At 65.4% G+C, this 17,256-nt stretch carries 17 protein-coding genes; 9 read left to right on the forward strand and 8 right to left on the reverse strand.

Annotated features, from left to right (window positions below; all coding sequences use genetic code 11):
• The first annotated feature begins 21 nt into the window (after window positions 1-21).
• A complete protein-coding gene (locus UNPF46_RS29090) occupies window positions 22-1,047 on the forward strand; it encodes a tripartite tricarboxylate transporter substrate binding protein (protein WP_142252284.1) in 1,026 nt (341 codons plus the stop codon).
• 50 nt (window positions 1,048-1,097) lie between these two features.
• Here UNPF46_RS29090 and UNPF46_RS29095 read toward each other — a convergent pair whose 3' ends face one another.
• From UNPF46_RS29095 to UNPF46_RS29115, 5 genes are all read right to left on the reverse strand, one after another.
• Window positions 1,098-1,889, reverse strand: a complete 792-nt coding sequence (locus UNPF46_RS29095) for a phytanoyl-CoA dioxygenase family protein (protein ID WP_100174964.1) — start codon at window positions 1,887-1,889, stop codon at window positions 1,098-1,100.
• Between the two features lie 237 nt (window positions 1,890-2,126).
• Window positions 2,127-2,504 (reverse strand): BA14K family protein, encoded by a 378-nt coding sequence (locus UNPF46_RS29100; protein ID WP_142252285.1) that lies wholly within the window; start codon window positions 2,502-2,504, stop codon window positions 2,127-2,129.
• A gap of 165 nt (window positions 2,505-2,669) precedes the next feature.
• Window positions 2,670-2,933, reverse strand: coding sequence for a hypothetical protein (locus UNPF46_RS29105; RefSeq protein WP_100174965.1), 264 nt, complete (start codon window positions 2,931-2,933; stop codon window positions 2,670-2,672).
• Window positions 2,934-3,042: 109 nt separating this feature from the next.
• Complete coding sequence (rnk, locus tag UNPF46_RS29110; protein ID WP_100174966.1) at window positions 3,043-3,456, reverse strand: nucleoside diphosphate kinase regulator; 414 nt, start codon at window positions 3,454-3,456, stop codon at window positions 3,043-3,045.
• 9 nt (window positions 3,457-3,465) lie between these two features.
• Window positions 3,466-3,930: a GreA/GreB family elongation factor gene (locus UNPF46_RS29115; protein WP_142252286.1), complete on the reverse strand. Its 465-nt coding sequence runs from the start codon at window positions 3,928-3,930 to the stop codon at window positions 3,466-3,468.
• A gap of 466 nt (window positions 3,931-4,396) precedes the next feature.
• Between UNPF46_RS29115 and UNPF46_RS29120 the strand changes: the two genes are divergently transcribed.
• On the forward strand, window positions 4,397-5,062 hold the full coding sequence (locus UNPF46_RS29120; RefSeq protein ID WP_100174968.1) for a class I SAM-dependent methyltransferase: 666 nt from the start codon (window positions 4,397-4,399) through the stop codon (window positions 5,060-5,062).
• Between the two features lie 15 nt (window positions 5,063-5,077).
• On the forward strand, window positions 5,078-6,121 hold the full coding sequence (locus UNPF46_RS29125; RefSeq protein ID WP_142252287.1) for a zinc-binding dehydrogenase: 1,044 nt from the start codon (window positions 5,078-5,080) through the stop codon (window positions 6,119-6,121).
• Here UNPF46_RS29125 and UNPF46_RS29130 read toward each other — a convergent pair.
• On the reverse strand, window positions 6,114-7,286 hold the full coding sequence (locus UNPF46_RS29130; protein WP_142252305.1) for an MFS transporter: 1,173 nt from the start codon (window positions 7,284-7,286) through the stop codon (window positions 6,114-6,116). The two genes, UNPF46_RS29125 and UNPF46_RS29130, sit on opposite strands and share 8 nt — an antisense overlap.
• Before the next feature lie 195 nt (window positions 7,287-7,481).
• On the opposite strand from UNPF46_RS29130, the gene UNPF46_RS29135 reads away from it, so the two are divergent.
• From UNPF46_RS29135 to UNPF46_RS29155, 5 genes are all read left to right on the forward strand, one after another.
• Window positions 7,482-8,138 carry a LysR family transcriptional regulator gene (locus UNPF46_RS29135; protein WP_142252288.1) on the forward strand — a complete coding sequence of 219 codons (657 nt, stop codon included), beginning with the start codon at window positions 7,482-7,484 and terminating at the stop codon, window positions 8,136-8,138.
• A 121-nt stretch (window positions 8,139-8,259) separates the two neighbouring features.
• Entirely contained in the window at window positions 8,260-10,434 is a 2,175-nt protein-coding gene (locus tag UNPF46_RS29140) for a GumC family protein (RefSeq protein WP_142252289.1), read from the forward strand.
• Window positions 10,435-10,436: 2 nt separating this feature from the next.
• On the forward strand, window positions 10,437-11,579 hold the full coding sequence (locus tag UNPF46_RS29145) for a glycoside hydrolase family 5 protein (protein WP_142252290.1): 1,143 nt from the start codon (window positions 10,437-10,439) through the stop codon (window positions 11,577-11,579).
• Window positions 11,580-11,663: 84 nt separating this feature from the next.
• A complete protein-coding gene (locus tag UNPF46_RS29150) occupies window positions 11,664-13,223 on the forward strand; it encodes a hypothetical protein (protein ID WP_181770169.1) in 1,560 nt (519 codons plus the stop codon).
• A 154-nt stretch (window positions 13,224-13,377) separates the two neighbouring features.
• The gene (locus UNPF46_RS29155) at window positions 13,378-14,697 is read left to right on the forward strand and encodes an aminotransferase class V-fold PLP-dependent enzyme (protein ID WP_142252291.1); all 1,320 of its coding nucleotides are present in this window, start codon (window positions 13,378-13,380) and stop codon (window positions 14,695-14,697) included.
• Window positions 14,698-14,730: 33 nt separating this feature from the next.
• Here the strand turns inward: UNPF46_RS29155 and UNPF46_RS29160 are convergent, their stop codons facing one another.
• The gene (locus UNPF46_RS29160; RefSeq protein WP_142252292.1) at window positions 14,731-15,129 is read right to left on the reverse strand and encodes a VOC family protein; all 399 of its coding nucleotides are present in this window, start codon (window positions 15,127-15,129) and stop codon (window positions 14,731-14,733) included.
• A 195-nt stretch (window positions 15,130-15,324) separates the two neighbouring features.
• Here UNPF46_RS29160 and UNPF46_RS29165 point away from each other — a divergent pair, with 195 nt between their 5' ends.
• The gene (locus UNPF46_RS29165) at window positions 15,325-16,167 is read left to right on the forward strand and encodes a hypothetical protein (RefSeq protein WP_142252293.1); all 843 of its coding nucleotides are present in this window, start codon (window positions 15,325-15,327) and stop codon (window positions 16,165-16,167) included.
• Window positions 16,168-16,213: 46 nt separating this feature from the next.
• On the opposite strand, the gene UNPF46_RS29170 is transcribed toward UNPF46_RS29165, so the two are convergent.
• Window positions 16,214-17,236, reverse strand: coding sequence for an LLM class flavin-dependent oxidoreductase (locus tag UNPF46_RS29170; protein WP_142252294.1), 1,023 nt, complete (start codon window positions 17,234-17,236; stop codon window positions 16,214-16,216).
• Window positions 17,237-17,256 lie beyond the last annotated feature (20 nt).

Below are 17,256 nucleotides of genomic sequence, written 5' to 3' on the forward strand. Positions count from 1 at the left end.
CAGGATCGGATGGAGCTTCTCATGGCCAGTGGCGAGATCGTCAATCATGATCGCGGGTGCAAAAAGGATGTCGCCGTGCGGAGCTGGCGAGGCCTCGCCATCCTCGCCTGCGCGGTCGTCGCGGGGCTTGGACTGACGCCGGCGCGCGCGGAATATCCCGACAAGATCATCAAGATCGTGGTGCCCTTCGCCGCCGGCGGCGGTACCGACATCATCGCGCGAACCACGGCGCAGGAAATCCAGACGGAGCTCGGCAAGTCCGTCATCATCGAGAACAAGCCGGGCGCCGGGACCATCATCGGGACCCAGACGGTGGCGACCAGCGAGCCCGACGGCTATTCGCTGCTGATGGCGACCTTCGCGCATGCGGTCAATCCGAGCCTGTACAACAAGCTGCCGTTCGATCCGCACAAGGATTTCGCGGCGGTCTCGCTGATCGCGCGGTCCTTCAACATCGTCGTCGTCAACCCCGCGTCCAAGATCAACTCGATCGCGGATCTGATCGCGGAGGCCAAGGCCAATCCCGGCAAGCTCAATTTCGGCACGTTCGGCACCGGCACCTCGGCGCATCTCGCCGGCGAGCTGTTCAATGCGATGGCGCAGGTCAGGATGACGGCGGTGCCCTACAAGGGCGCGGCGCCTGCGATCAGCGATCTCCTGGGCGGGCAGATCGACGTGATGTTCACGACCGTCGCGAGCGCGGCCTCGCTGGTGGCGGCAGGTCAGCTCCGCGCGCTGGCCGTGACATCGGCCGAGCGCTCGGCCGCGTTCCCGCAATTGCCGACTGTCGCCGAGGCCGGCGTGCCCGGCTATGCAGCCGAGTCCTGGTACGGCTTGTATGCGCCGGCCAAGACGCCGGCTCCGGTGATCGCGCGCCTCAACCAGGCGATCGCGAAGGCGGTTCAGTCCGGTGCCTTCAAGAAGCTGGAGGCGAACGAAGGCCTCATCATGGTCGGCAGCGCGCCGGAACAGCTCGATCGCTATGTCGCCCAGGAGGAGGAGCGCTGGCGCAAGCTGATCAAGGACGCGAACATCGAGGTGCAGTAGCTTGGCGGTCCGATCTCCGGGACTGCCAAGCGGTCCCGGAGACCGCCGACTTACACGACCAAGCCGCAGGCCCGCCGGATCGCGATCTGAACCGGCGAGGGCGGCAGTGCCGGATCGAACTCGCCCTTCGGCAGCAGCGGAGGCTGTGCCATGAAGCGCGGCCGTTTCCCGCGGTGGGGTTGCGCGGCGTGAACCAGGAACGGGTGGCACAGATACACGCTGCCTGCCGCGCCGGTCGCCAGTTCGACTTCGCAATCCTTCGTCGACGCCCAGTCCTCGGCACCGAGTTGCCGGAGCGTTGCGCCTGCCTCGCCATACGGCAGCAGCTCCCGCGCGATAATTGCATGCGATCCTGTCCGGATCCGCGTGGGAGCATCATCGGCGCAGACATCCGAGAACAGGAAGAGCATCAGGAGCGCACGCCCGCTGCTCTTCACATTGACGCGCCATTCCATGAAGTCGGCATGAGCGGTGCCAAAGCTCATGTCCACATGCCAGCCGTCGTCGCCCGGCGATTGCGATGACGGAAAGCGGATGGGAAAGGTGCCAAGGCCCGTTGGCGCAAGCCAGCGCCCTTCGCCGGCGAGCTGGTCGTAGGCCCTGTGCAGAAGCGGCGTATTCGCGGCTTCAATGAACGGGGGCGTGGCTTTGGATCCGACCCGGACAACGGGGCGGCTCCAATCTTCGGCTTTGTCCGGCGACAGGCCGATATCCGCCCACAGCTCGTCCCTGCATTGCTTGGCAAGGTCGGCGCTGAAGGCGTTCGGCAGCTTGACGAAACCGTCGTCGATGAAGGTCTGGACATGACTGGGCGTCAGGCCAGCCTGTTCGGTCTTGGGCATTGCACATCTCTCCGTTCGGCTACCGCATCGCGCGAAGCCGTTTGATCTGAGTGGCGCAGGAGCGCGGAACGACGTTCTGTCGTTCAGATCAGCGGGAAGAATGTGGAGATGAACATCATGGCGGGAACGTATAGCGCGGCGGAGCGCGGAATCAAGGCACGCTGGCCGATTCGCGGGTATGTCGCGCGTCGGCAGCCTCTCGCGAAGCGAGAAGGCTGCCGCAGCTTCACACGTGCGTCACGGACAGGAGTGACGGAGACCATCGTGGCCCAGATAGGTCCCCGAGCCGGGATCATAGGAGCGGTAACGCTGCGCGCAGTAGGAGGCGGCATTGGCTTGAGCTTGGCTGTTGGCGATTGCGCCGCCGATGATCGCACCAGCCGCGAGACCGCCAAGCACGACTGCGCCGGTACCGTAATGGCCATGCCGATGCCCGTAATAGCCGTGTCCATATCGAGGTCCATGTCCGTGCCAATGCCGATACTGCACCTGCTGCACGCTCTGGTCGGACGAGGGATTTGCGATCGGCAGAGGCGCCGCCAGCGCCGGTGATGCAGCCGTCGAGAACATTGCTCCAGCGGCAGCCAGTGCGGCGAAAGTTCTACGCATTGTCATGTCGGACTCCATGTTGTTGAGGATGGGAGAGCAACGGCCGGTTGCCCGCTCCGTTCCTGCCACGCGGGGGAAGCGTCAGAGCGTCGCAGAAAATGAATTGTTCGTAAGGATGCGCGGTCAGGACTGCCTGCGGCTCGGGAGCCGCCGCTCCAATCGGCCTCGCACCTATCTGTCCTCGCCGTCCCGCCGGCGAAAGGGATCAGCAACGTCATCATGGCCGCTGCGGCTGCTGAAGAACATCAGGGCCATCAGCCCGCAGCCGATCAGCAGGGAGAAGAATGCTCCGAGGCCGAGCGCGATCCAGCCGTGCTTGCCCATCTCGACGCCGCTGCTGGTCTGCCAGACCGAAAATCCCCAGACACCCGTGAGGATCAACAGAGCTCCGAGAGCAACCAGAAGGGCGATCTGACCGGCACTGATGTTCTTCATGGCTGTTCCCGTCGCGAGTCAACTGCGAAGAACGAGGCGGCGTTCCTGATGTCGGTCGCCACCTCGAGGCCACTCTTCTGAGCCCGTGTGTCGGAACACGTCTGCTCCCTCATTCGGAAACGGCGAGAACGGTCAGGCTCCTGACGCGCTTGTCCGGCGTCTCGAATTCGATCCGCTGCCCCACCGAAAGGCCGATCAGAGCCGCCCCGACAGGCGTTAGGATCGAGATCCTGTTGAGCTCGATGTTTGCCTCGTGCGGATAGACCAAGACGATCTGCCGACTCGCGCCCGTCCCGTCATCGCGATACGTCACCTTGGAGCCCATCCGGACCACATCGTGCAAATCGTTCCCTGCGGTGACCGTCGCGCGTTCCAGTTCGCGCGCCAGAAACTGAGCGACACGGGGAAACAGATCCATGGTCGAATTCGCCAGCGAGCTGAGACGCCTGGAATCGTCTTCCGCGATCCTGATCGGTGGCAACGCGGACTGTTCCCGCCGCATCTCGGTTTTGAAATTGTGCATTTGATTCTCCTATGCTGCACTTGGTCCGGGATCGTCGTCGAGCGGTCTGCTGCGCCGACTTGGCCGGACAAGAGGAACGACGTTCGGGCTCGATCGGGTGACGTTCTCAACCCTGACGACGTTCAGGCAACCGGCGACCAGATACGGCATCTGATCGCCGACCCGCAGGCCGATCAAAGCCGCTCCCAAAGGCGTCAGGATCGAAATGCGGGCGGGATCGGACCAGCATTCCTCGGGCCAGACCAGTTGCACGATGCGGCGCGGAACGCCCCAATTCGTGCAGAACGTGACCCATGATCCCACCGTCACCCGGGAAGGCAGATCGTCCCACGTGTCCGGCACGATCTCGGCGCGGTTGATTTCACCCAGGAGGAAGATCCCGTCCAAATCGCCTCTGTGCGCGGCGCGGCGGGCAAGTTGTTCAAGTCGTGGATAGTCGGATGCGTTGAGCGCGATTTTCGGAAGAGGCAGCACGGCACACTCCTTCTGCTTCGAGACGGCCTCGCAAGGCGAGGTGACGAAAAGCTGGAAAAGAGCCCGGACGGCGCAAGCGCCGTCCGGCTAACCGCCTGCTTGGAGGCGGCCGGCGTGAAGACTGAAACGCGCAGTGCGCGCGTCTATGTCGACGACATATGCCATGACACGCTGAATATAGTGCCCCGTTCGGCTGGAAACATTGCGGCGAAACCGCACAGCTGCGAGCGATGGGATGTCTGCAACAAACCGCAGATTCGGCGGCGAAACGAAATTCAGATTCCAAGGCTCAGCTGCCAGCAGCGGAACCCACGCCCGCAACGGACTGCGCCGTTGCGGATGTCCGCATCATTGATCTGAAACAATGATGATCCCGACCACCAATGCTAGAAGGATTCGCAAGTCGCGACTCACGGCTCCCGGCCGGTCGCGTCAATCGCAACGCGCGCTGGAATCCGAGGGCTGAATGGGACGACTCCTGAATATCGTGACGCCGCTGCATACGGCGACCAAGCGCGACTACATGGGGCGCATGAATGACGACAAGATCGGCTGCTCGCTGAAGGCGCGGGAATACGAGGCCGATTATTGGGATGGCGACCGCCGCTTCGGCTATGGCGGCTACCGCTTCATCGAGGGGCGCTGGGCGCCGGTCGCCAAGGCGCTGATCGAGACCTATGGCCTGAAAGACGGCTCCAGCGTGCTCGACGTCGGCTGCGGCAAGGGCTTCCTGCTGTACGAGATGCAGAAGATCCTGCCGGGCCTGAAGGTCACCGGCTTCGATATCTCCAAGCACGGTCTCGCCAATTCGCATGAGCAGGTGCGGCCGTATCTGTTCAACTACCGCGCCCAGGACATCTACCCCTATGGCGACAAGAGCTTCGACCTCGTGATCTCGCTCGGCACCTTGCACAATCTCCGGCTCTACGAGCTCGAGGCGGCGCTCAAGGAGATCGAGCGGGTCGGCAAGAACAAATACGTCATGGTCGAGGGCTATCGGAACGTTGCCGAGCTGCACAACCTCGAATGCTGGGCGCTGACGGCGGAGTCCATCCTGCACACCTCGGAATGGATCTGGCTGTACGGCAAGCTCGGTTACACCGGCGATTACGAATTCATCTATTTCGAGTGATCGGGCGCGCGATCCATGGACATCAAGACTGCCAAGGCGGCCATCCTCGTCGAATCCGGCAAGCCGCTGATCGTCGACGAGTTCGATTTGCCGGATAGGCTCGAGCACGGACAGGTGCTCGTGCACGTGCACACGTCGAGCATCTGCGGCGCGCAGATCAACGAGATCGACGCCGTCAAGGGCGTCGACAAGTTCCTGCCGCACCTCCTGGGGCACGAAGCGCTGGCCACGGTCGTCGAAACCGGACCCGGCGTCGTCTCCTGCAAGCAGGGCGACACCGTGGTCATGCATTGGCGGCCGGGCAAGGGCGTCCAGTCCAACACGCCGGTCTATTCCTGGCGCGGCCAGCGTCTCAATGCCGGCTGGGTCACCACCTTCAATGAATATGCCGTGGTGTCGGAGAATCGCGTCACGCCGGTTCCGGCCTCGATCGACCGCACCAGCGCGCCGCTGCTCGGCTGCGCTGTGACGACCGCGCTCGGTGTCGTCAACAACGACGCGCAGATCGCCATCGGCGAGGCCGTCGTCGTGTTCGGCGTCGGCGGCGTCGGGCTGAACATCGTGCAATTTGCCGCGATGGTCGGCGCCTATCCGGTCATCGCGATCGACCGCCTCGACAACAAGCTGGCAATGGCGAAGGACTTTGGCGCCACTCACGCCATCAATTCCGAAGCGGTCAAGGACGTGGCCGCCGAGATCCGGTCCATCACCGGCGCGGATGGACCCGACAAGGTGGTCGAGACCACCGGGGTCAAGAATCTGATCGAGCTCGCCTACGAGATCACCGCCAAGAAGGGGCGCTGCATCCTCGTCGGCGTGCCCCGCGAGAAGGCCGAGATCTACACGCTGCCGCTCCACTTCGAGAAGGTGCTGAAGGGCTCGGAAGGCGGACAATGCCAGCCGGCGCGCGACATCCCGCGTCTGGTTCGGCTGAGCGACGCCGGCAAGGTGAATTACCGCGGGATCGTGACCCACGAGTTCGCGCTCGACGACGTCAACGACGCGCTGGACCTGATGCGCAGCGGCACCTCGGGACGAATCCTCCTCAACATCAGCTGAGCGCCACGCAGGCGCCGACGACATGCCGGCGCTGGCGCTGCAGCAGCCAGGCCGCGATCGCCATGTTCACGACATTCCAGGCGATGCCATTGACCAGCGCCGACGCGTAGGAGCCGGTCCAGTCGTAGATCGCGCCGGCCATCCAGCCGCCCAGCGCCATGCCGGCGAGCGTGACCGAGATGGCGAGGCTGACGCGGAAGCCGGCTTCCCGCGCCGGAAACAGCTCGCGGATGATCACGGCATAGCTCGGCACGATGCCGCCCTGCGCCAGGCCGAACATGGCGGACACGACGTAGAGCGAGACCAGCCCGTTGAACGGCAGATAGAGCGCCAGCGCCGTCGCCTGCATCGCCGAGCCCAGCAGCAGCGTCGGCAGGCCGCCGATGCGGTTCAACAGCCAGCCGAAGATCAGCCGGCTCGCCACACTGAAGCCGAGCATGACCGCCAGCATCTCGGCGCCGCGCGCGGAGCCGTAGCCGAGATCGCCGCAATAGGCGACGAGATGGACCTGCGGCATCGCCATGGCGACGCAGCAGCAGATGCCGGCCACGGCCAGCAGACCCTGCGTGACGGAGGGGGACAGTCCGATGGACTGCATCGTATCGCCGCTGCTTGCCGCTTCGCGCGTGGTCGTGTGGGCCACTTGTCGCCGCAGCAGAACCAGCGAGAGCGGCAGCATCGTCGCCAGGCAGAACAGGCCGATGCCGATATGGGTCTGCCGCCAGCCATGCGCGGCGATGGCATGCTGCACGATCGGAGGCCACACCACGCCGGCAAGCGAGCTGCCGGCCGTCGCCAGCGCAATGGCAAGGCCGCGGTGCCTGTCGAACCACAGCGACACGTCGGCCACCAGAGGCGCGAAGCTGGCCGCGCCGCCGAGGCCGATCGTGACGCCCGAGATCATCGCGAACACGGACAGGCTCGGAGCAAAGGCGGTGAGGACATAGCCGAGGCTCATCAGGATGGTGCCGCCGGCCAGCGGCGGCAGGATGCCGAAGCGATCCGCGAGGCGCCCGACGACGATGCCGCCGATCATGAAGCCGACGATGGCGAACGTGTAGGGCAGGGCCGCCTCGGCGCGGGGCGCATTGAAATCGGCCTGCACCGCCGGCAACGCCACGACCAGCGACCACATGCCGACGCAGCCGAGCGTGCTGAGCGCCATGGAGACGGCGAGGCGAATCCAGGAGTACGAAGTTTCGATCGACGGCTTTTCAGGCGGCACTGGTTTTCTCGGGCTGCTGGAGATCGACCCTGGGGTATCGCCCGCCGTCAGCGGCGACAAAGCAGGATTTCTCTTTTGTCGCGCGAGCAAAACTCATGCATCCTGCTCCTCTCCCCGCATCGCCCGGAGCCGGCCATGACGTATCTGCTGCCGCCACTCAATGCCCTGCGCGCCTTCGAGGCCGCCGCCCGTCATCTCAGCTTCAAGCAGGCCGCCCACGAGCTGCACGTCACGGCCGGTGCGATCAGCCAGCAAGTCCGCCTGCTGGAGGAGCGGCTCGGCGTGCAGCTGTTCGAGCGCCGCACGCGGCAGGTGGTTCTGACCTCGGCCGGCGAAACCTATCTGGCGCAGGTCCGAAAGGCGTTTCGCCGCCTTGCCGAGGCCACCGCCGAGCTCAAGCCCGAGGGCGTCACGAGCCTGCTGCATATCGGGCTGCACGCGAGCTTTGCCCTCGACGGGCTGCGAGCGCGCCTCGCCCAATTTCGCCGCGCCGAGCCGCAGCTCGGCATTCGCATCAGCCAGCCGGCTGGGCTGCACGAGCTGCTCGAAGGCAAGGTCGATGTCGTGATCACGGACCGGGTGCAGCGCTATCCAGGCTACAAATGCGAGCCGCTGGAAAACGGCTTCCTGATCGCCCCGCTCGGCACCGCCGATTGCCCGGAGATCGAAGCCTTACGGTCCTGCCTGCTCGGCGACGCCGGGCCCGCGCGGTCGGCGCCGCCCCGGGCCGCGCTGGTCGTCGGGAGGCCGAGTCCGGCGCGCAGGCCATCCAAGCCGTTCTTTTCCGCCTGAGCGGGCCTGTTCACAGTCCTTCCGGTTTCGCGCCCCTCCCGTAACCGCCGGTTAACCATGGATATTTACGGTGTAGCAAGCCTCTGAGCCGGGGCAGTCAGTTGATTTCGAGTCCAACCCCATGGCGTTCGGTCGAAGCGCATCTCCGCGAAGCATCGCCCCGACGGAGCCAGCGGCTTCGTGGGAAGCGCCGCGGGCTGCGCGGACGAGACCTGACGCCGCCGCGCCGGCGCTGAGCAAGGGAGCGCTGACCGTCGCCGGAGCGCTCGCATTTTTTCGCGAGAACGGCCGGCGCATTCTCACGCTGGCCTTGGCGCTGTTTGCCCTCGGCATCGTCGCTCTGATGGTTCTGCCGGTCCGCTATGCCGCGACGGCGCTGGTCGTGCTCGATCCACGCGAGCTGCGTGTCACCACGGAGCAGGACGTCTTGCCGGGCATCGGCCAGGACGCCGCGGCGCTTCAGAGCCAGATCGAGATCGCCAAATCGGACGGTTTCCTCCGTCCCCTGATCGAGCAGCTCAAGATCGCCGAGGACGACGACATCGCGGGCGGTCATACCGACATGACGCGTCTGCTCGAGAAATTCCGCAACCGCCTCGAGATCACGCGCCGCGGCCTCACTTACGTCATTGCGATCTCCTTCACCTCGAACCGTCCGGATCGGGCCGCCTACTACGCCAACGCCATCGCCGCGGCGTTCGTCGCCAGCCAGGGCCGCGTCCGTACCGCGGCCACGGACGAGGCCGCCGACTGGCTCAAGGACCGGTTGAAGACGTTGAACGAGCGGCTGCGCGCATCGGAAGACGCCGTTGCCGCCTTCCGGCTCGAGCACAAGATCCTCAATGCCGGCAAGGATTCGACCACCCAGCAGCTGCGGGTGACCGATCTCAATCAGCAGGTCTCCGCCGCACGTCTTCGCACCGAGGAAGCCAAGGCGCGCTACGACCAGGTGCAGCGCGATCTCAAGGCCAATGTCGAGGGGCCGGTGAAGCAGGACCTGTTGAGCATGCTGCGCGCGCAGCGCTCGACCCTGAATGACCAGATCGCGCAGAAGAAGGCGGTGTTTGGTGACCGCCATCCCGATCTCGCGATCTCCTACAGCCAGCTGACGGACATCAACCGCCAGATCGAGGTCGAGCGGAAGAAGAACATCGACACCGCCAAGTCCGAATATGAAGCCCAGCTGGAGCAGCAGAACGCGCTGGAAAAGCAGCTCAAGGCGGTCGAGACGCAGATGCTGGTCGACGGGCAGGCGCTGGTGAAGCTGCAGGAGCTGCAGCGCGACGCCGACGCCAACCGCAACATCTACGAGCAGTTCCTGTCGCGGTTCAAGACCACCAACGAGCAGCGTCAGCTGCAGAGCTCCCAGACCAAGATTGCTTCGCCGGCCATTCCGCCGGTGCGCTCGACGCGTCCACCGCTCGCGCTGTTGCTGGCGGCACTGGCGATCGGCTCGCTGCTGACGTCGATCGCCGCAACTGCGGTGATGACGAGCATGTCAGCCCAGCCTGCGCCTGCCGAGGCCTCCGTGCATGCAGCAATGGCGGACACGCAAACTCGGCAGATCCAGTCTCAAGTTCAGTCGCAAGCCCCGCCGCCAACGCAACCGGCCGCTGCCGCCGGCCGGCCGGACGCGATGCCGCGGCTTCCCGTCTGGGCCCGCATTCCCGATCTGTTGTCCGGGACCGGCCCAACCACCGTCTGGCAAAGGCCGATTGCCGCTTCGGCCGAGCTCGATCTCGGTGTCTATCTGCGGCCGCTGCTCGAGCGGATCGATCGCGTGCCGGTGCGCGGCTGCAAGGTTGCGCTGGTGTTGTCGGTCGGCAAGAGCGCCGGCGGCAACACCGTCGCGCGCTCGCTGAATCGTGCCGCCGTGAAGCGCGGCATGATGAGCGTGTTGATCCGCCTGCAGGCGGAATTCGCAGGTCACCAGCCTCCGGTGACCGAATGGAATGACGGTTCGACCACAGCCGGACTTCAGTCGATCGACGAGCTCTTGAGCGCCGGCCGCAAGGCCGATGCGAGAGCTGAGGACGATATTCGTTCGGAGTTCGATCTGATCATCGTCCATGCCGGCAATCTCGCACTTCAGCCCGACGCCATCGCGCTGGCGGCTCATGCGGATCTGATCGTGCTGGTGGCGCGTGCCGGCGAGCTCGGATCGGCAGCGATGCGCCGGGTCACCGCCGCGCTGTCGCGCTACGAGACCGTGCCGACGGGACTCGTGGTCAATCATGCGCCTGCGGGCTCGCAGGCGCCGCTCCCCGACGGTGGCGCATTGGGCCTTGCGGTTTGACGATGGCAGCGTCGCGCCGTGGTCTGCTGGCTGCGGCGATGCTGCTGTCGATCTCGTTCGGTCCGCCGGTCCATGCCGAGGCTTGCGTGCCCCTGCCGCAGACGGTCGCGCCGGCGAGGCTCGCCGCATTGTCGCGCGGCTTCAATGCCGACGGCTGGATCAACGGCGAGGTGCCGAGCCGCGAATTGCTGCAGCAATTGCGCAAGGCGGGAATGAGCCATGTCCGGCTGCCGGTGCCGGCAGAGCGCGTGATGCCCCGATTCGCCGCGAAGGCCGAGCGCGACGAGACGCTGGGCGTGCTCGACAAGGCGCTGAAGCAGCTCACCGCGCTCGGCTATGCCACGTCGGTCGATCTTCATCCCGGCGATCGCTTCAACCGCCTGCACAAGGAGGACCCGGACGCGGCGCTGCGTGAGATGCAGCAGGCCTGGAGCGGTCTTGCAGGGGTGATTCGACCCTATTCGCCGGATCGCGTCTTCGCCGAGCTGCTCAACGAGCCCGACATCGACGCCGACAGATGGCAAAGCGAAGTCGAGACGCTCGCCGCCTTCGTCCGCAAACTGCTTCCCACGACCACGCTCATCGTCGGTCCGGTCAATTGGCAGCGCGCGGACTCGTTGCCGCGGTTCCGTCCGCTGGCGGATCCTGATGTCGTCTATGCCATCCACTTCTACGATCCCATGGCGTTCACCCATCAGGCCCATTGGGATGCGCAGGATCCGCTGCACGACATCATCGATCTGCCTTATCCGATCGATGCCGGCGATCCCAGGGTTCAGGCAATCCGCAGGGATCTGCAGGCGAGGGGCGCGACCAAGGCGCTCGGCATGCTCGACGTCGCAATCGCCGCCGCCAGGGACAAGCCGGGGGCCGATCGCTGGCTTGCGCCCGCGCTCGCATGGCAGCAGCAGTTCGAGCGGCCGGTCATCGTCAACGAGTTCGGCGTGCTGAAGGCCGGCGCGCCCAGACAAAGCCGGTTGCGCTGGCTGGCCGAAGTCACCGCTTATGCCAGGGAGCATTGCTGGGGCTGGACGCATTGGGAGCTGGCGCAGGGTTTTGGCCTTGTCGACCGCAGCACCGGCAGGGCCGATCCCGACGTGATGCGGGCGCTGCTCGGTGACACCACCCGTCCCAGCCGGCGCTGACCGCCCGGCGCGCCCGCTATCGTTAACGACTCCTTACCCATCGCCCCGCTATCGTGATCGCCGCGCGATGCCAAAGGACGATCGATGAGCGCCGGGGACTTACTGCAGGTTCACAGCGGGCAGGCCACGACATCGCCGCCGGCCTGGCGCGAGCTGGCTGCGACGTTCTGCATCGCAGTCGCGACGATCGCCTTTGCGCCGGTCCTGCATCTGGCGAATCCGGCTCTGGCCATCGTCGTCGAGGTTCTGGTCGGCATCGCCATTGTCCTGGCGGTCCCGACCTACGCGCCCGCCATCGCGATCTTCGTCCTGTTCTTCCAGAATCTGTTCGTCTCGATCCTGTCGCCGCTGGTGCCGCTGCCGTCCGATCTCGACTTCATCAAGGGCTACAATTTCCTGGTCTGCTCCGTGATGTGGCTGGCGACGTTCGGCCTCTACGTGCTGGGCCAAAGGCGTCAGTCGACCGAGGTGAACCGGATCATGCGCTGGGGTATCGTCACCCTCGCCGTGGTGTCGCTGTATTTCGCGATCGGTTTCATCCAGGACGGACAGCCGGCGGCGGTCTATCTGCGCAATATCGTGCTGCCGCTGTTCCTGTTCCAGCTGTCGCTTCTGACCGCCGCGACCTATGAGGTGCGCATCACGCCGTTCCTGGTGACGCTCGCGGTCATCCTGCTCTGTTGCGGCTATGTCGAGCTCGTCTTCCGCGATCTCTGGCTCGCCATCACCAACAGCTACACGTTCTGGGGTTTCGACGAGCTCAAGGCGACCCATTCGGGCGTCTGGGAAGCCCAGATGCGCCAGACCGGCAACGTGCCCGTCGACCTCAAGGACCGCTTCAGCTTCGACTTCCTGAACACGCCCTTGCTCGAAGGGTTCGGGCTGTCGAAGATGCTGCGCATCAACGGTCCGAACATGCACCCGATCAGCTTCGCTTACGGGATCGGCTTTCTCGCGCTGTTCCTGTTCTCGGTGGGGCGGCCGCTGCTGGCGCTCGCGGCGCTGCCGCTCCTGGTGTTCTGCAGCGTGAAGGGCGCGCTCATCGTGGTGATCTTCGTGGCCGCGGCCTGGATCGCGACCCGTCTGCTCGGTGCCGTGGTGACGCTGCTGCTCGGCTTCCTCGGCATGGCCGCCTTCGCGGTTCTGGCGATCCGCCTCGGACTGCAGATCGGCGACTATCACGTCATCGGTCTGATGGGCGGTCTGGACGGATTCGTGCAGAGACCTTTCGGCCGGGGCCTCGGCATCGGAGGCAATCTGTCGGAGAGCTATTTTTCGATCGACTGGAACGCCGCGCAGGCGGCCGGCACGATCGATGGCGCGGCCGAGAGCGCGATCGGCGTTCTCCTGTACCAGATGGGCGTCGGCGCCTTCGTGCTGCTGGCCTTCTATTTCGCGATGGCGCTCAAGGCCTGGCGCCTCTACGCCTCGTCGGGCTATCTGACGCAGGGGCTCGCCGGTTTCGGCGTCATGGTCGTGCTGCTCAACGGGCTGTTTCAGGAAGAGGCTTTGTTCGCGCCGCTCGCGCTGGGACTGATGCTCTCGCTCACCGGGCTCGTCATCGGCAGCCACGTTCGCATGCAGGCCGTCGCGAGCGAGGAGACGGCGTTCGAGTCCCTCACGCACTACCAGCCAGCCGCGTAGCCCGGCGCCCGCCGCTAGCCGCCGGAGTTCGGACGGCCGACGAAGCCGTGAACTACTTCATGCCGCGCGGGCCCGCCATCATCGAATTGTCACCGCTCCGTCATTCCCGCTCTATTAATCGCTGCTCCTTTCTCCGCGCATCGTGGAGACTGATATGCATCCGACTGAGACGATTTCGTCCGACCGCCGCTGGATCCTGAAGGGCCTCGCGGCCGCAGCTATGGCGCCGCTGGCGGCGCCGGCGATGGCGGCCGAGGGTCTTCCGGCGCCGCCGACCGGAGCGGCCGCCGCCATTGCGACCGACAAGGCCTATTGGGCGGACGTCAAGCGGCTCTATGCCGTGACGCCGGATGTCGTCAATCTCGAGAACGGCTATTGGGGCATCATGGCCGAGCCCGTGCGGCGCGAGTTCATCCGTCAGTCCGACATGATCAACTATCAGAACACCTATTACGCGCGTCAGCGCGCGGGCGCGGATTTCGAGGCGGTGCGCGCCAGGGTGGCGGAGGCGGTCGGCGCGCTGCCCGAGGAGATCGCGCTCACCCGCGGCGCGACCGAGGCGCTGCAGCTCCTCATCGGCGGCTACAACAGGCTGAAGCCCGGCGATGCCGTGCTCTATGCCGACCTCGACTATGATTCGATGCAGTACGCGATGAACGCACTGAAGGCGCGCCGCGGCGTCGACGTGGTCAAGTTCGACGTGCCGGAGCCCGCCACGCGCCAGGCCGTGCTCGACGCCTATGCCCGCGCCATCGAGGCCAACCCGAAGACGCGGCTTCTGCTCCTGACCCATGTCAGCCACCGCACCGGCTTCGTCATGCCGGTCGCCGAGATCGCCCGCATGGCGAAGGCCAGGGGCATCGACACCATCGTCGACGCTGCGCATTCCTGGGGGCAGATCGACTTCAAGGTGGGTGAGCTCGAGGCCGATTTCGTCGGCTTCAATCTGCACAAATGGATCGGCGCGCCGCTCGGCGTGGGTTTCCTCTACATCAGGAAGGACCGCCTCGCCGCCATCGATCGCGACATGGGCGACGAGGATTTCGCGGAGGCCGATATCCGCTCGCGGGTTCATACCGGCACGGTCAATTTCGCCACCGTGCTGACGGTGCCGACGGCGGTGGCGCTGCATCAGCAGATCGGCGCCGCGGCCAAGCAGGCCCGGCTGCGCCATTTGCGCGACTATTGGGTGAGCCGCGCCCGCGGATTCAAGGACATCGAAATCCTGACGCCGGATGAAGCCGGCTCATACGGTGCGATCACGTCCTTCCGCCTCGCCGGCAAGACGAGCAAGGCCGACAACGAGGCCATCGTGGTGAAGCTCCGCGACAGCCACAAGGTCATGACGGTGCGCCGGGCCGGCGTCGCCAGGGGCCAATGCATCCGCGTGACGCCCGCGCTCTTTACCGACGAGGCCGATCTCGACCGCCTCGTCGAGGCGCTGGCGGTGATCACGGGGACGAAGACGGGGTGAAGCTGCGCGAAGCAGGAGTGGTGGTGTCCGGCGTCAACTGCGCTTGACGGACTGGATCAGGTCCCAGCGGTTGCCATAGAGATCTTCGAAAACCGCCACGACGCCATAGGCCTCATGCCGTGGCGCTTCGACGAAACGCACGCCGGCGGCGACCATGCGCGCATGATCGCGATCGAAATCATCCGTCTCCAGAAACAGGAAGACGCGCCCGCCGGTCTGGTCGCCGATGCGCGTCGTCTGCGCCGGACCGTCCGCCCGTGCCAGCAGCAGGCCGGAGCCCGGATGGCCCCGCGGCCGCACCACCACCCAGCGCTTGCCGCCATCGAGCGGCGTGTCCTCGCAAAGCTCGAAATCCAGAGCGCGCGTGAAGAAGGCGATCGCGTCATCATAGTCCGCGACCACCAGACCGACGAGGGACAGATGCTGATTCATCGCGCGGCCCTGCAAATGACGGCAAGCTTGCCGTCAGGAAGGCGAGGATAGCATGACATCGACCCGGTCGCGCGACCGTCAGGGATCGCGCGCCAATTCTGTTCGGACCGGCGCTGTTGTTGGGTTACAAGACCAGTCTATTCAACGGCCGCCGACTTGCGCCTGGGCCGCGACGGCATGTGTAGGAGACGGCTCGTGCCTCACGACAAGAAGGCCCTTCAGATCCTTCTCGATGCCTATTGGTCGCCAAGGGGCTGGAAGCGGGACGGGCCGGTTGATCGGGCGGATTTCGAATATGCCCGTCAAGCCGGCTACATGTTCGATTCCGTTGCAGTGACGCACGACGACATCGTCACGCGGCTCGTCTCCGTTCGTGCCCGCATCAATCTGGAGCAGGTCGCGGACGCTTTCCTGGCCAGCCTCAGCACCCGCCGGCTCGAGTTGCGCTCGGCGCTGGGCAGCTTCTCCTGTGCCGTCCAGTTTCCTCTTCATGGACTTCGCGAACAGACCGCTCGTCGAGTGCCCAGCGGTCGGCTGCATTGTCGGATCTGCGGACGCTACGGCGACTCCAGCCCCGAGCACGAGGACCTCAACATTCTGAGCTTCGAGAGATGGAAATGGGGTGGCGTTCGCCACGTCGATCCGCTCTATTGCTGGTTCGACCTGGCGCAGTTCGAGAAGACCGCTCCCATCGCACCGACGCAGGCGGACCATTCGATCCTCGCCCGGATCATCGACATTGCCTCCAGCCTCGCTCCCGAAGCAAGGCCGGGCGAGCTGGACGCGCGCATCGGCAAGGCGGTCAAATCGAATAGCGCGGAGCGGCGCACCCTCATCCAGATTCTCGGCTATTGCGGCGTTCTCAAACCGGCAGGCCGCAACGGCTTCCTGCAGGCGTTTACAGCAGAGGAGCTTCGTGACCGGCCTCCTGATCGCGCCAACGATTGGGCCTACCCGGTCATCTGGTGGCGCGGCGCGGACGGCGTCGACATGGATACGCTCGGGCGAATCTTTCCGAAAGTCGCGGCCATGGTCTAAGGATGCCCTGCCGCGGCGTTCATCCGTCCAGGGTTGAACGGATGCCTCACCGCCATCCCAGCGCAGGCGCGACATGCGTCAGGATCGCCTCGATCGCATGCACGCAGTAGTCGACGCCGAGCTGGTTCGGAATGGTCAACAGCAGCGTATCCGCTTCGGCGATCGCCTCGTCCTGCTTGAGCTGCTCGATCAGCACGTCGGGTTCGGCCGCATAGGAGCGGCCGAAGATGGCCCGGGTCTGCGGATCGATGAAGCCGATCTGGTCCGAGCCACCGCGTTCGCCGCCGAAATAGGCGCGGTCGCGATCGTCCATCAACGCGAAGATGCTGCGGCTGACCGACACGCGGGGCTCGCGGGCGTGACCGGCTTCCTTCCACGCCGCGCGATAGGTGCGGATCTGCGCGGCCTGCTGCACGTGAAAGGCCTCGCCGGTCTCGTCGTTCTTCAACGTCGAGCTCTGCAGGTTCATGCCGAGCTTTGCGGCCCACACCGCGGTGGCGTTGGAGCCGGCGCCCCACCAGATCCGCTCGCGCAGGCCCTGCGAATGCGGCTCGATGCGGAGCAGCCCCGGCGGGTTCGGAAACATCGGCCGCGGATTGGGCTCGGCAAAGCCTTCGCCGCGGAGCAGGTCGAGGAAGACCTCGGCGTGGCGCCGGCCCATGTCGGCATCGCTCGCGCCCTCGGCCGGCTGATAACCGAAGTAGCGCCAACCGTCGATCACCTGCTCGGGCGAGCCGCGGCTGATGCCGAGCTGCAGCCGGCCGCCGGCGATGAGGTCGGCGGATCCTGCGTCCTCCACCATGTAGAGCGGGTTCTCGTAGCGCATGTCGATCACGGCCGTGCCGATCTCGATTGTCTTGGTCCTGGCACCGACGGCGGCGAGCAGCGGAAACGGCGAGGCCAGCTGCCGCGCGAAATGGTGCACGCGGAAATAGGCGCCGTCCGCGCCAAGCTCCTCCGCAGCGACCGCCAGATCGATCGATTGCAGCAGCGTGTCCGAAGCCGAGCGGGTCTGCGATTGCGGCGAGGGCGTCCAGTGTCCGAAGGACAGAAATCCGATCTTTTTCATGGGCGTCATTTAGTGATGGC

The organism is Bradyrhizobium sp. UNPF46, from assembly GCF_006658625.1.
In the GTDB taxonomy this organism is placed as follows: Bacteria; Pseudomonadota; Alphaproteobacteria; order Rhizobiales; family Xanthobacteraceae; genus Bradyrhizobium; species Bradyrhizobium nitroreducens.